The organism is Acidovorax sp. GW821-FHT09B03 (assembly GCF_059418305.1).
This window is the reverse complement of the sequence record NZ_JBWKPP010000001.1, coordinates 19,219-32,759: the sequence shown is the minus strand read 5'-3', so window position 1 is coordinate 32,759 and position 13,541 is coordinate 19,219. Positions and strand designations below refer to the sequence as shown.

Below are 13,541 nucleotides of genomic sequence, written 5' to 3'. Positions count from 1 at the left end.
CTCCCAAGCCGACCCGCGGGTCGGCTTTTTTCATGCTGCGCGGCTTGGTAGTTTCCCGGGCGGGCAATCAGGAGACACGGGGTTAGGATGGTTGTTGCAAAAAAGCACGGTCGTGCTTTTTGTAATCGTCTTTTCTGGAGAACTCCCTTGATTGCACAAACATGCAAGACCGCGCTGTCGGTCCTGGCCACGGCCTGCCTTCTGGCAGCCTGCGGTGGCGGTGGCTCGGACACCGCGCCTGCTGCACCGGTGACCTCGGTGAAGGTCGCGGGCGATAGCCTGGCCGACAGTGGCACCTTCGGCTTCAAGGCCACCGTGCAGGGGGCCGCAGCCACGGGGGCCGGGTCCACCCCGATCTGGCCCGAGCGTGTGGCCACCAGCTATGGCCAGACCCTGTGCGCGCACTACCTGTTCAACGGCACGGCGTTCGTGGCCAACAACAGCTGCTCGAACTACGCCGTGAGCGGTGGCCGCATCAACAACTTCACCGCGCCGACCTCTCCGGTGTCCATCACCCAGCAGCTCAAGGACCTGGGGAATGCCGGCTACAGCCCGGCCGACCTGGTGCTGGTCGACGGTGGCGGCAACGATGCGGCCGACCTGGTGGGTGCTTACCTGCGCGCCTCCGCAGACAATGGCCAGGCCTACGCGGCCGTGCTCACCAGCGTGCTGCCCGCAGCTACCGTCAACGCCGCCCTGGCCAGCGGTGCCACGGGGATGGCGCAGGTCGGTGGTGCCTACATGCAGGCGCTGGCCCAGCAGTTCGCCGCGACCATCCAGGCCAACACGGTGGCCAAGGGGGCCCCGCGCGTGGCCGTGCTGAATGCACCGGGCATCACCCGCACACCCCGCTTCCAGATGGTGCTGGGGTCCATCGCCGCCCAGCGCGGTGCCGACGCGGCCAAGCAGGCCGAGGCCCTGTTCGACGGCTGGGTCCAGGCCTTCAATGCACAACTGGCCACCAGCCTGGCGGGTGACGCCAAGATCGTGGTGGTGGACTTCTACACCTCGTTCAAGGACCAGTCGACCAACCCTGGGCAGTACCAGCTGACCAACGCCAGCACGCCCGCCTGCCCGGCAACAGGGGTGGGCAGCGACGGCCTGCCGACCTACAGCTTCCCGACCTGCACCGCGGCCGCGCTGTCTGCCATGGCGCCCCCAGCAGGAGCCACCGGAGGGGCGGACTGGTGGAAGAGCTACGGCTTCTCCGACAGCTTCCACCCCACGCCCTACGGCCACCAGCTGATCGGGCAACTGGTCTCGCGTTCGTTGTCGCGTGCAGGCTGGCTGTAAGGCTTCGCCGTGACCTCCGTACTTTTCAAGGAGTTTCCCATGCACCACTTTTCCCGGCTGGGCCTGGCGACGGCAGCCTTGTTGCTGTGCGCTGGCGCCTCGGCACAGGTTGCCGGCACGTTCAGCGTGCGCGCAGGCTTCACCCACATCGCCCCGCAGGTCAAGAGCGGCAACCTCAGCGCCCCGAGCTTTCCGGGCACCACCGTGGACGTGGGCAATGCCACCTCGCTGTCGGGCGGCGTGAACTACATGCTGACCAACCACTGGGCCGTGGATGTCCCTCTGGCGCTGCCGTTCAAGCACGATATCGAGGGCGATGGCGCCATCGCCGGCGTGGGCAAGCTCGGCGAGACCAAGGTCCTGCCGGTCACGGTGTTCGCGCAGTACCGCTTTGCCGAGCCCGAGGCGAAGTTCCGCCCCTATGTGGGGCTGGGCCTGACCTACAGCCGCTTCTTCAAGACCCGCAGCACGGCCACCTTGAGCGGCCTGACCGGTGGCACGCCGTCGCGCCCCACGACGGCGTCGGTGGACAACAAGTGGGGGCTGACGCCCCAGATCGGCTTCGTCTGGAGCATCAACGACCGCTGGTCGGTCGATGCCGCCTACTACAAGAGCTTCCTCAAGACCACGACACACCTGTCGTCAGGCCAGTCGATCACCACGCGGTTGAACCCCGACGTGATCGCCATCGGGGTCGGCTACCGGTTCTGAGGCCCCGAGCAGACACAAAAAAGCCGACCCTGGGTCGGCTTTTTTCTTGGGGCCGTCTCGGCCGCAGCGCGGCTTACCAGCGCGCGCGCAGGCGGTCGTAGGCGTAGTTGCCGAACTGGCGGTGGGCGTTGGGCGTCAGGTAGACGCTGTCGGCGAACACGTAGGAGTCCTGGTTGGCACCCGTCAGCAGGGTCGAGGGCGTGCACAGGGCCGAGTTGACCTGGCCGGCGCCGATGCCGATGCCGTTGGCCGTGTCCAGCGAGGTGCACACGGGCGTGGTGGCGTTGTTGAAGCCGTAGTTGGCAGGGGTGCCGACATACAGGTTCACGTAGTAGGCCGAGTCCACGTAGAGCACGTTGGCACCCAGGTCGACGATGCTCACCAGCAGGCCTTCGTTGAAGCGGCTGCTGGCATCGCTGAGCAGGGCTTCACGGTTGATGGTCTTGGCCCAGGGCGTCTTGCCCAGGTCGTAGGTGCCGGTGACGACCACGTTCTTGGCGCCCGCAGCGACCAGGCGGCGCACCTGGGTGGCCAGGTCCTGGCCGGCCTTGCGCGCAGCGGCCACCATGTCGGTGGTGCTCTGGGTGCCGGCCGTCACGGCGGCCATGCCGGCGATCACGTCGCTCGGGCCGCCGTTGATGACAATCAGGTCGCCTGTGGTGACGCCGCCGGCGGCCAGGAAGGTGTCGATCTGCTCGGTCACGGTGGGCGTGGTCGCCACACCCGCGGCATCGGGCTTGATCGCCACGCGGGCATTGCCCACGGCATAACTGCGGCCGCCGGCCACAGCCGATGCAGCCAGCGTCTTGCCGTAGCGCGAAGCGATCTGCAGCGTCCAGTTGTTCACGCTGCCATCGTTGACCGAGTAGCGCGTTCCCTTCTGGCCGACGTCGTTGTAAGCGTCGCCAAAGGCCACCAGGCGTTCAGGGTTGAAAGCCGACTCCGTCGTGCTCGAACCGCAGGCCGCAAGCAATGCGGCCGACGCGCATGCGGCCACCAGTACGGTGCGGCGCATCCAATTTGCTGCCATGTATTTCTCCAGAAAATGGGGGGTTAGTTTAACGACGCCATGTCAAGCCATGTAAAGCATTGTCACAGTGCGGCCATGTTTGTGCTCAGGCTGCTGCGGCGCGCTGCAGGCGGTCGCGCACGCCCTCCCATTCCGGGGTGGCGGGCGGGGCTTCGATCCAGATCAGCTTGACTCCGGCATCGTCGAAGCTGCGCAGCACGGCAAAGAGCTGCTGGGCAGTGGCCGACGCATCATCGGGCATGCGGCGCATGACCAGCCTGGACGAGCGCGTGCGCAAGGCCGTGCGGGCATAGATGGCCATGTTGGCGGCGTCGGCACCGAGCAGGTCCAGGCCCGTCTGCAGGGCCTTGGCATCCATCAGCCGCACCTTGGCGTTGGGCGCGTAGTGGGCTTCCAGCGTGCCCGAGGCGCGCGGCGTGTGCGCGGGCAGGTCTTCCTTGGACAGCGGGGCGATGCCGCAGGCGCGGGCGATCTGGGCGCGCGTGATGGCGCCCGGGCGCAGCAGCACCGGCATGCCGCGCGTGCAGTCGACGATGGTCGACTCGATCCCCACCCCGCAGGGGCCGCCATCGAGCACCAGCAGGTCCTCCCCCAGCTCGTCGGCGACATGCCGGGCGGTGGTGGGGCTCACGCGGCCGAACCGGTTGGCACTGGGGGCTGCCACGCCCCACACGGGCGGGCCACCGAGCTCGCTGCCATCTCCGGGGGCTGCGCACGCGGTCAGCAAGGCATGTGCCACGGGATGGGCCGGGCAACGCAGGCCCACGCTGTCCTGGCCGCCGGTGGCGGCCGTGGCCACGCCAGGGCGGCGCGGCAGGATGATGGTCAGTGGCCCGGGCCAGAACGCGTCGACCAGGGCCTGCGCAAAGGCCGGCACCTCGCTGGCGAAATGGGCAATGCCCGAGGCATCGGCCACGTGCACGATCAGCGGGTGGTCGCTGGGCCGCCCCTTGGCGGCAAAGATCTGGGCCACGGCCGCATCGCTGCTGGCGTCCGCTGCCAGGCCATACACCGTTTCGGTGGGCAGGCCCAGCAGGGCGCCGCTGCGCACCGCGCGGGCGGCGGCGGCGATGGATTCGGGCTGCTTGCCGTCGAGGATCATGGAATGCGGTCCGGGCCGGTCAGAAGGGCGCAATGCCCAGCAGGGCCGCGGCCTGGAGGGCGGTGGCGCGCGCGGCATCGGCGCTGTCGGCCGTGATGTTCAGGTGCCCCATCTTGCGCCCGGGCTTGGCGTCGCGCTTGCCGTACAGGTGCAGGTGGGTGCCGGGCAGGGCCAGCACCTGGGCCCAGGGTGGCGTCTGCGCGCTGCCATCGGCCGCAAACCACAGGTCGCCCAGCAGGTTGAGCATCACCGCCGGGCTGTGCTGGCGTGGCTGGGTGAGCGGCAGGCCGGCCATGGTGCGCACCTGCAGCTCGAACTGCGAGACGTCGCAGGCGTTCTGGCTGTAGTGGCCGCTGTTGTGCGGGCGTGGGGCGATCTCGTTGACCACCAGGCTGCCGTCCTGCAGCACGAAGAATTCCACGCACAGCACGCCCACGTACGAGAGACCGGCTGCGATCGAGACGGCACCGGCGATGGCCTGGCGGGCCAGTGCGTCGGGCAGGTTGCCGGCATGCACCTCGGTCACGGCCAGGATGCCTTCGCGGTGCAGGTTGCGCTGCACCGGCAGGTGCACGCAGGCGCCATCGGCACCGCGCGCGACGATGACCGAGCATTCGAGCGCCAGCGGCAGCATCTTTTCGAGCACACAGGCCACCTGGCCCACGGAATCCCAGGCGACGGCGAGCTCGGCGCTGGTCTTTACGCGCACCTGGCCCTTGCCGTCGTAGCCCATGCGGGCGGTCTTGAGAATGCCCGGCAGCAGGTCTGGCGAGACGGCAGCCAGTTGCTCGGCCGTCTCGATCACTGCATAGGGCGCGCAGGGCACGCCGCAGCGCACGAAATGGGCCTTTTCCTGCGCGCGGTCCTGGGCCACGGCCACGGCACCCGCAGCGGGCGACACCGGGCGCAGCGCGCCCAGCGCCGCCAGGGCGGTGGCGGGCACGTTCTCGAACTCCGTGGTCACGGCATCGGCCACGCGGGCCAGTTCGGCCAGGCCGGCCGCGTCCTCGTAGCCGGTCTGGATGTGGTGGTGGCTCACCAAGCCTGCGGGGCTGGTCGGGTCGGCATCGAGCACGGCCGTGAAGTAACCCATGGCCTGGGCCGTGTGCACGAACATGCGGCCCAGCTGGCCGCCGCCCAGGACGCCCAACGTGGCGCCCGGCAGGAGGGGGACAGAAAGCGTGGTCATGCAGCAGCCGGGGGCAGGGTCATGTTGCGCGCCACTTCGGTCTGCTCGGCGCGAAAGGCTTCCAGGCGCTGGCGCAGCTCGGGGCTCTCGCTGGCCAGCAGCGCCACCGCGAACAGGGCCGCGTTGGCGGCGCCGGCCGTGCCGATGGCGAAGGTCGCCACGGGAATGCCCTTGGGCATCTGCACGATGCTGTGCAGCGAATCCACGCCCTGCAGGTGGCGGCTGGCCACCGGCACGCCCAGCACGGGCACCGTGGTCTTGGCGGCGATCATGCCTGGCAGGTGGGCGGCGCCGCCGGCACCGGCGATGATGGCCTTGAGGCCCCGGCCGGCGGCGGCTTCGGCATAGGCGAACATGTCGTCGGGCATGCGGTGTGCCGACACCACGCGCGCCTCGTGGGAAATGCCGAATTGCTCAAGAATCTGCACTGCATGCTGCATGGTCTCCCAGTCGCTGCTGGAGCCCATGACCACGCCGATCTGGATGGGTTTCATGGTGTGTGTGGGGGCGCTCCGGTGGGCGTGAGCCCACCGGAGCGCTGTAGGTGGAACCCCCGATTTTACGATTTGCGATGGCCCCCCCGCCACGGGGTTGTTTCAATGCGCCAAAATAGCGCCAACTTGCTTCACCGGCCCTGGGCCCCCGACCATGATTGACGTCACCGTAGAAAATTTTGAAGCCGAGGTGATTGCCGCCTCGATGGAAGTGCCTGTGCTGGTGGATTTCTGGGCGCCCTGGTGCGGCCCCTGCAAGTCCCTCGGCCCGGTGCTGGAGAAGCTGGAAACCGAGTACGACGGCCGCTTCAAGCTCGCCAAGATCGACTCCGACCAGGAGCAGCAGTTGGCCGGCATGTTCGGCATCCGCAGCATTCCGACCTGCGTGCTGCTCATGAACGGCCAGCCCGTGGACGGCTTCATGGGCGCCCTGCCCGAGGGCCAGGTGCGCGAGTTCCTCGACAAGCATGTGCCCACGGCCGAGGTCCTGGAAGCCGAGGAGCAGGAAGAAGAAGCCCTGGATGCCCTGGCAGAAGGTGACACCGGCACCGCGCTGGAAAAGCTGCAGCATGCCGTGGCCACCGACCCGGGCAATGACGACGCGCGCTTCGACTACGTCAAGCTGCTGCTGCAGCTGGGCCGCGATGACGATGCCAAGGTGGCGTTCGCCCCGGTGATCGCCAAGGCCCCCAATTCGCGCAAGATCGCCGCGCTCAAGGTCTGGATGGACGCCATCGACACCGTGGCCACCACCGAAGGCGCGGGCGACACGTCCGCGTTCGAGGCCAGGATCGCGGTCAGCAAGCGCGACTTCGACGCCCGCCTGGCCCATGCGCGCTGGCTCATCACCGAGCAGCGCTGGACCGACGCCATGGACGAACTGCTCGAGATCCTGATGCGCGACAAGGCCTGGGGCGAAGAAGTGGCGCGCAAGACCTACGTCGCCATCCTGGAGATCATCGAGCAGCCCAAGGCCAAGGTGGCAGACGGCCAGATCCCGCCGGACGACCCGGTGGTGGCCACGTACCGCCGCCGCCTGTCGAGCGTCGTGCTCAGCTGACCGGCACCATGCAAAAAGGCTCCCCAGGGAGCCTTTTTTGTTGCAGGAACCGGGACGGGTGTCAGCCGACCAACCGTTCCAGCGCCTCGCGGTACTTGGCCGCGGTCTTTTCGATCACCTCGCGCGGCAGGCGCGGAGAGGGTGGGGTCTTGTCCCAGGGCTTGCCGTTGACCTGGGCCTGCTCCAGCCAGTCGCGCACGAACTGCTTGTCGTAGCTTGGCGGGTTCTGGCCGGCGGCGAGCGCCGCTTCATAGCCTTCCACAGGCCAGTAGCGCGAGCTGTCGGGCGTGAGCACCTCGTCCATCAGCACCAGGGTGCCATCGGGTGCCAGACCGAACTCGAATTTCGTGTCGGCAATGATCATGCCCTTGGTCAGCGCGATCTCCGCCGCGGCCTGGTAGATGGCGATGCTCAGGTCGCGGATCTGCGTGGCCAGCGGCAGGCCGATCATCTCCACCGTGCGCTCGAAGGTGATGTTCTCGTCGTGCTCGCCGGCTGCGGCCTTGGCGGCCGGGGTGTAGATGGGCGCTGGCAGCTTGGCTGCATTGGTCAGGCCTTCGGGCAGGGGCACGCCGCAGACCGAGCGCGACTCCTGGTACTCCTTCCAGCCGCTGCCGGCCAGGTAGCCGCGCACCACGGCCTCGACCGGGATGGGTTGCAGGCGCTGCACCAGCATCGAGCGGCCGCGGATCTGCGGGGCCTCGGCCGGGGTGACCACGCTCTCGGGGGCGTCGCCCGTCAGGTGGTTGGGGCAGATGTGGCCGAGCTTGTCGAACCAGAACAGCGCCATCTGCGTGAGCAGCTCGCCCTTGCCGGGGATGGGCTCGCCCATGATCACGTCGAAGGCCGAAAGGCGGTCGCTGGCCACCATCAGGATGCGGTCGTCGCCCACGGCGTAGTTGTCGCGCACCTTGCCGCGCGCCAGCAGGGGCAGCGAGGTCAGGGCGGAGGTGTGCAGGGCGTTGGAGCTGGGCTGGGTCATGGTGTCGGTGTGGGGCAGTCGATGTCCGCTGCGGTCAGGCCTGGGGAAGGGGAGGGCGCGCACCCGCGCGGCCACGTTCTCTGTACAGCAAGCCGATTTTACGCGCCGGGGCCGATGCTCCGGTCGGCAGGGGCTTGTGGGGCCCTTCGAGGGACGGCACACTGCCGGGCTCGCTTTCACCATGCCCTTGCCGGCAATCCCTTGTGCCCACGTCCCATCCCCTTTCTCCCCGCCGCGAACTGTGGCTGCTCCTGACCCTGGCGGGCGTGCAATTCACGCACATCCTGGATTTCATGATCATGATGCCGCTGGGCCCGCAGCTCACGCGCATCTTCGCCATCAGCGATGCCCAGTTCGGCCTGCTGGTGTCGGCGTACACGCTGTCGGCCGGTGTCTCGGGGCTGCTGGCCTCGACCTACATCGACCGCTTCGGCCGCAAGCGCCTGCTGCTGGCGCTGTACGCGCTGTTCGGCCTGGCCACGCTGGCCTGCGGCCTGGCGCCCACCTACGCCACGCTGATGGTGGCGCGCGTGCTGGCCGGCATGTTCGGCGGCGTGCTCTCGGCCCTGTGCCAGACCGTCGTGGCCGATGTGGTTCCCTTCGAGCGGCGCGGGCGGGCCATGGGCATCGTGATGACCTCGTTCTCGGTGTCCACGGTGGCCGGGGTGCCGCTGGGGCTGGTGTTCGCCGAGTACGGGGGTTGGCACATGCCGTTCTTCGCGATTGCCGCGATGTGCCTGTTGCTGCTGGTGTTTGCCGCGCGCACCCTGCCGACCATGGATGCCCACCTGGCGGCAGGCCAGCAGCGCACGGCCCTGGGCGGCATCGCCGAGGTGCTCAGGGACGCCAACCACCGCCGGGCCTTCGTGTTCTCGGGCCTGCTGATGTTCACCGGCTTCACGGTGATCCCGTACATCACCATCTACATGCAGGCCAATGCCGGCGTGCGCACCGACCAGGTGCCGCTGATCTACCTGTGCGGCGGCGTGGTGACCCTGTTCACGGCGCGCCTGTTCGGGCGCCTGACGGATGCGCGCGGCAAGGTCCGCACCTTCCGCTGGCTGGCCCTGGCGGTGGGGCCGTGCCTGCTCGGCATCACCACGGTGCATGGGGTGCCGCTGTGGGTGGTGCTCACGGTGTCCACGCTGATGTTCGCCTTCATGAGCGGGCGCATGATCCCCGGCATGGCCATCATCACCTCGGCCGCCAACCCGCAGCTGCGCGGCACGTTCATGACGCTCAATGCCTCGGTGCAGTCCGCGGCCATGGGCGTGGCTTCGCTGGTGGGGGGCGTGCTGATCAGCCGCGATGCCCAGGGGCTGGTACAGGGCTACTGGATGGCTGCGGTGGTGGGCACCGTTGCCAGCGTGCTGTCCATCGCGGTGGTGGGGCGGCTGGTGCTGCATGGCGCAGCGCCGGGGCCTGCAGGCAAGGCCTGAGGCGTGGCTCCTGTGGGCCAGGCTGCCCCTGCCAACTCAGCCATTGTGCGCCCTTTTCGGGCCGCTGGCACCTCGCCGGGCATAACCCAGTGGGCAGGGGCGGTATGGGATTGCATTTCGATGACAGCAGGGGCATAGTGAACCCGTCAATGGATGCATCCAAGTTCGCCGGGCCGGCCCTCTGATCCAGGGCGGCATTTGTTCCACCGAGAGCCACAGGAGACTTATTTATGAACTTGACGATCAGCGGTCACCACCTCGAAGTTACCCCAGCACTGCGCAGTTATGTGACAACCAAGCTGGACCGGATCAATCGCCATTTCGACCAAGTAGTAGACGTCAAGGTGCTGCTGACAGTAGAGAAGCAAAAGGAAAAGGAAAAGCGCCAGCGAGCGGAATGCAATATCCATGTGAAGGGCAACGACCTGTTTGCCGAGAGCTCCCATTCCGACCTGTATGCTGCGGTGGATGAGCTGGTCGACAAGATGGACCGCCAGGTGGTGCGCCACAAGGACCGCCTGCAGGACCACCACCACGAAGCTGCCAAGCGCGAAATGCACGCCTGAGCGTTGCATTGCGGGCCACAGCAACCGCCCCTGGAGGCGGTTTTTTTGTGGCCCCTTGTAAATTGCTCAGGGTTTTTGCCAATATGTGCATAATTGTTACCTCTGACCATGAACCGACTCGCCTCCATCCTGCCTCCCGCCCAAGTGCTTGTGAGCGTGGACTCCACCAGCAAGAAGCGTGCTTTTGAAGAGGCGGGTCTGCTGTTCGAGAGCCAGCACGGGCTCTCGCGTGCCCTGATCACCGACAGCCTCTTCGCGCGCGAGCGCCTGGGCTCGACGGGCCTGGGCCATGGCGTGGCCATCCCGCATGGCCGCATCAAGGGCCTCAAGGCGCCCATGGCGGCGGTGTTCCAGTTGGCCCACCCCATCGGTTTCGATGCCCCGGACGAAATGCCGGTGGCGCTGCTGATCTTCCTGCTGGTGCCCGAGGCCGCGACCCAGAAGCACCTGGAGATCCTCTCGGAGATCGCCGAGCTGCTGAGCGACTCGGTGCTGCGCGAAAAGCTCAAGGCCAGCACCGATGCGGCCGAGCTGCACGGCATGATCGCCGGCTGGCAGTCCACCCAGGCCGCCTGACCTGCGCGGCACCGCGCATTCCCCCGCATCCTTGCCGTGAAACCCAATGTTGTCAGCGCCGACGTCCTTTTCGAGGAATTCCGCAGCGCCCTGAAATGGGAGTGGGTTGCGGGCCTCGGTGCCTCCGAGCGCCGCTTCGACGAAGTGGCGGTACGCTCCGCCCGCTCGGGCGCCGACCTGGTCGGCTACCTCAACTACATCCATCCCTACCGGGTGCAGATCCTGGGCGAGCGCGAGATCGCCTACCTGAGCAATGCCTCCCCCGACGACTGCAAGCGCCGCATCGCCCGCATCGTGACGCTGGAGCCGCCGGTGCTGGTGCTGGCCGACAACCAGACCGCGCCCGATGCGCTGGTGTCGATGTGCGAGCGCGCGCAGATCCCGATGTTCTCCACGCACGAGTCCTCGGCCTTCGTGATCGACGTGCTGCGGGCCTACCTGTCCAAGCACTTCGCCGACCGCACGACCATGCACGGCGTGTTCATGGACATCCTGGGCCTGGGCGTGATGATCACCGGCGAATCGGGCCTGGGCAAGAGCGAACTCGGCCTGGAGCTGATCTCGCGCGGCAACGGCCTGGTGGCCGACGACGCGGTGGATCTGTTCCGCATCAACCAGACCACCATCGAGGGCAAGTGCCCCGAGCTGCTGCAGAACCTGCTGGAAGTGCGCGGCATCGGCCTCCTGGACATCCGCGCCATCTTTGGCGAGACGGCCGTGCGCCGCAAGATGCGCCTGAAGCTCATCGTGCACCTGGTGCGCAAGGAAACGCTGGAGCGCGACTACGAGCGCCTGCCCTACGAGCCGCTCACCCAGGACGTGCTGGGCGTGCCCGTGCTCAAGGTGGTGATCCAGGTGGTGGCCGGCCGCAACATCGCCGTGCTGGTCGAGGCCGCCGTGCGCAATACCATCCTGCAGCTGCGCGGCATCGACACCTACCAGGAATTCGTCGAACGCCACCGCCGCGCCATGGAGCGCGACACCGGCGGCTAGCGGCGCTCAGTCAGGCCGCCGAAACTGGCGCGGCCATACCAGTGCTCCCGCGCAAGGGCCGCCCCGCCGCGCTGGGAGCGTCCCCCCTCTGGGGGGAAGGCGCCGCAGGCGACTCAGGGGGGAGTCATTTCTTCGCGCAATCGGCGCACTGGCCGTAGAGCGCCATGGTGTGGTCCTGCACCAGCCAGCCCTTGGACTTGGCCACGAGTTGCTGGCGCTTTTCGATCTCGGGGTCGTAGAACTCCTCGACCTTGCCGCAGGACGTGCAGACGAAGTGGTCGTGGTGCGAGCCCTCGTTGAGTTCGTACACGGCCTTGCCGCTCTCGAAGTTGCTGCGGATCAGGATGCCCGCCTGCTCGAACTGCGTGAGCACGCGGTACACGGTGGCCAGGCCGATGTCCGAGCGCTCCTCGAGCAGCACGCGGAACACGTCTTCGGCCGTCATGTGGCGCTGCGTGCCCTTCTGGAAGATCTCCATGATCTTCAGGCGGGGCAGGGTTGCCTTGAGGCCGGTGCTTTTGAGTTCGTCGATATTGGTCATGGATTGGTCCTGGTTGCCGGTGGCCCGGGAAGGGGAGAGAGGCTGCCGCTACAATGGTTTGATCATATCCTCAGCTCTTTCCCCCATGCCAGTCAAAGCCCGTATCAATGCCCGCCTGGGCTGGATCCTGTTGGTGGGTGCCGTCGTCGGCACCCTGGCGGGGTGCGGCAGCCTGGACGGCGCCAGCCGCCGCCTGGCCACCGTGGTCACGCCGTACAAGATCGACATCGTGCAGGGCAATTTCGTCTCGCGCGAGCAGGTCGAGGCCTTGAAGCCCGGCCAGAGCCGCCAGCAGGTGCGTGAAATCCTGGGCACCCCCCTGGTGACCAGCCTGTTCCACTCCAACCGCTGGGAATACGTCTTCACCCTGAAGAAGCCCTCGGCCGAGCTGCAGACCCGCAAGCTCACGGTGTTCTTCGAGGGCGACGTGCTGGCGCGTTCGGAAGGCGACGAAATGCCCTCCGAGGCCGAATTCGTCGCCTCGCTGGACGGCGGCCGCACCGGCAAGGGCAAGGTGCCCGTGCTGGAGGCCACGCAGGACCAGCTGGCGCGCTACCCCGCACGCAAGGCCGAGACCCCCGCCGAAAAGGCCGCCGATGCAGCCCCGCAGGAACTGGCACCGGCCCGCTACCCGCCCCTCGAAGTGCCCGGGCGCTGACCGGGCGGCCCCCCATGGGGGCTTTTTTCATTGTCATCTATTAGCGAACCCAGGAATCACATGGCAGGGAACACATCGACAACCTCCACCCCCGTGCGCGTGGCCGTTGCCGGCGCATCGGGCCGCATGGGCCGCATGCTCATCGAGGCCCTGCGCGCCACCGACGACTGCGTGCTCGCCGGCGCACTGGACGTGGCCGCCAGCCCCGGCATCGGCTCGGATGCCACCGCCTTCCTCGGCCATGCCAGCGGCGTGGCCATCACCTCGGACATCAAGGCCGGCCTGCAGAACGCCGACGTCCTGATCGACTTCACGCGCCCCGAGGGCACGCTGGCCCACCTGGCGGTGTGCGCCGAACTGGGCGTGAAGATGGTCATCGGCACCACCGGCTTTTCCGACGAGCAGAAGGCCGAGATCGCCGCCCTGGCGCAGCGCACGGCCGTGGTCATGGCGCCCAACATGAGCGTGGGCGTCAACGTCACGCTCAAGCTGCTGGAGATGGCCGCCAAGGCCATGGCCACCGGCTACGACATCGAGATCATCGAGGCCCACCACCGCCACAAGGTGGATGCGCCCTCGGGCACCGCGCTCAAAATGGGCGAGGTCATCGCCGAGGCCATGGGCCGCGACCTCAAGGAATGCGCCGTCTACGCCCGCGAAGGCATCACGGGCGAGCGCGATCCGTCCAGCATCGGCTTTGCGGCCATCCGCGGCGGCGACATCGTGGGCGACCACACCGTGCTGTTCGCGGGCATCGGCGAGCGCATCGAGATCACGCACAAGTCCAGCAGCCGCACCACCTACGCCCAGGGCAGCCTGCGCGCCGTGCGCTACCTGGCCGCCCACCAAACCGGTCTGCACGACATGTTCGACGTGCTGAACCTGAAGTAAGAAACCAAGGCCGTAC

At 67.7% G+C, this 13,541-nt stretch carries 15 protein-coding genes; 9 read left to right on the top strand and 6 right to left on the bottom strand.

Features of this window, described 5'->3' with window-relative positions:
- Positions 1–147 precede the first annotated feature (147 nt).
- Positions 148–1,293 (top strand): SGNH/GDSL hydrolase family protein, encoded by a 1,146-nt coding sequence (locus AC07PA_RS00150; RefSeq protein WP_145693692.1) that lies wholly within the window; start codon positions 148–150, stop codon positions 1,291–1,293.
- Between the two features lie 39 nt (positions 1,294–1,332).
- The gene (locus AC07PA_RS00145) at positions 1,333–2,004 is read left to right on the top strand and encodes an OmpW/AlkL family protein (protein ID WP_007857543.1); all 672 of its coding nucleotides are present in this window, start codon (positions 1,333–1,335) and stop codon (positions 2,002–2,004) included.
- Positions 2,005–2,077: 73 nt separating this feature from the next.
- Here AC07PA_RS00145 and AC07PA_RS00140 read toward each other — a convergent pair whose 3' ends face one another.
- The 4 genes from AC07PA_RS00140 to purE form a co-directional block, all read right to left on the bottom strand.
- The gene (locus tag AC07PA_RS00140; protein WP_007857542.1) at positions 2,078–3,034 is read right to left on the bottom strand and encodes an SGNH/GDSL hydrolase family protein; all 957 of its coding nucleotides are present in this window, start codon (positions 3,032–3,034) and stop codon (positions 2,078–2,080) included.
- Between the two features lie 85 nt (positions 3,035–3,119).
- Positions 3,120–4,136, bottom strand: coding sequence for an L-threonylcarbamoyladenylate synthase (locus tag AC07PA_RS00135; RefSeq protein WP_007857541.1), 1,017 nt, complete (start codon positions 4,134–4,136; stop codon positions 3,120–3,122).
- Positions 4,137–4,155: 19 nt separating this feature from the next.
- Positions 4,156–5,325, bottom strand: coding sequence for a 5-(carboxyamino)imidazole ribonucleotide synthase (locus AC07PA_RS00130; RefSeq protein ID WP_494604087.1), 1,170 nt, complete (start codon positions 5,323–5,325; stop codon positions 4,156–4,158).
- Positions 5,322–5,819, bottom strand: coding sequence for a 5-(carboxyamino)imidazole ribonucleotide mutase (purE, locus tag AC07PA_RS00125; protein ID WP_007857539.1), 498 nt, complete (start codon positions 5,817–5,819; stop codon positions 5,322–5,324). The genes AC07PA_RS00130 and purE overlap by 4 nt, the downstream gene beginning before the upstream one ends.
- Positions 5,820–5,973: 154 nt before the next feature.
- Here purE and trxA point away from each other — a divergent pair, with 154 nt between their 5' ends.
- Positions 5,974–6,879 (top strand): thioredoxin, encoded by a 906-nt coding sequence (gene trxA / locus AC07PA_RS00120; protein WP_494604090.1) that lies wholly within the window; start codon positions 5,974–5,976, stop codon positions 6,877–6,879.
- A 61-nt stretch (positions 6,880–6,940) separates the two neighbouring features.
- Here trxA and AC07PA_RS00115 read toward each other — a convergent pair whose 3' ends face one another.
- Positions 6,941–7,861, bottom strand: coding sequence for a phosphoribosylaminoimidazolesuccinocarboxamide synthase (locus AC07PA_RS00115; protein ID WP_007857537.1), 921 nt, complete (start codon positions 7,859–7,861; stop codon positions 6,941–6,943).
- 203 nt (positions 7,862–8,064) lie between these two features.
- On the opposite strand from AC07PA_RS00115, the gene AC07PA_RS00110 reads away from it, so the two are divergent.
- The 4 genes from AC07PA_RS00110 (at position 8,065) to hprK (ending at position 11,435) form a co-directional block, all read left to right on the top strand.
- Entirely contained in the window at positions 8,065–9,300 is a 1,236-nt protein-coding gene (locus tag AC07PA_RS00110; protein ID WP_494604093.1) for an MFS transporter, read from the top strand.
- Between the two features lie 230 nt (positions 9,301–9,530).
- Entirely contained in the window at positions 9,531–9,866 is a 336-nt protein-coding gene (gene hpf / locus AC07PA_RS00105) for a ribosome hibernation-promoting factor, HPF/YfiA family (RefSeq protein WP_007857535.1), read from the top strand.
- A gap of 108 nt (positions 9,867–9,974) precedes the next feature.
- Positions 9,975–10,442, top strand: a complete 468-nt coding sequence (locus AC07PA_RS00100; protein WP_007857534.1) for a PTS sugar transporter subunit IIA — start codon at positions 9,975–9,977, stop codon at positions 10,440–10,442.
- Between the two features lie 36 nt (positions 10,443–10,478).
- Positions 10,479–11,435 carry an HPr(Ser) kinase/phosphatase gene (hprK, locus tag AC07PA_RS00095; RefSeq protein ID WP_007857533.1) on the top strand — a complete coding sequence of 319 codons (957 nt, stop codon included), beginning with the start codon at positions 10,479–10,481 and terminating at the stop codon, positions 11,433–11,435.
- Positions 11,436–11,559: 124 nt separating this feature from the next.
- Here the strand turns inward: hprK and fur are convergent, their stop codons facing one another.
- The gene (gene fur, locus AC07PA_RS00090) at positions 11,560–11,976 is read right to left on the bottom strand and encodes a ferric iron uptake transcriptional regulator (protein ID WP_007857532.1); all 417 of its coding nucleotides are present in this window, start codon (positions 11,974–11,976) and stop codon (positions 11,560–11,562) included.
- 85 nt (positions 11,977–12,061) lie between these two features.
- Here fur and AC07PA_RS00085 point away from each other — a divergent pair, with 85 nt between their 5' ends.
- Both AC07PA_RS00085 and dapB read left to right on the top strand, forming a co-directional pair.
- Positions 12,062–12,634 (top strand): outer membrane protein assembly factor BamE, encoded by a 573-nt coding sequence (locus AC07PA_RS00085; RefSeq protein ID WP_494604097.1) that lies wholly within the window; start codon positions 12,062–12,064, stop codon positions 12,632–12,634.
- Positions 12,635–12,694: 60 nt separating this feature from the next.
- Positions 12,695–13,525, top strand: a complete 831-nt coding sequence (gene dapB, locus AC07PA_RS00080) for a 4-hydroxy-tetrahydrodipicolinate reductase (RefSeq protein WP_007857530.1) — start codon at positions 12,695–12,697, stop codon at positions 13,523–13,525.
- The last annotated feature ends 16 nt before the right edge of the window (positions 13,526–13,541 follow it).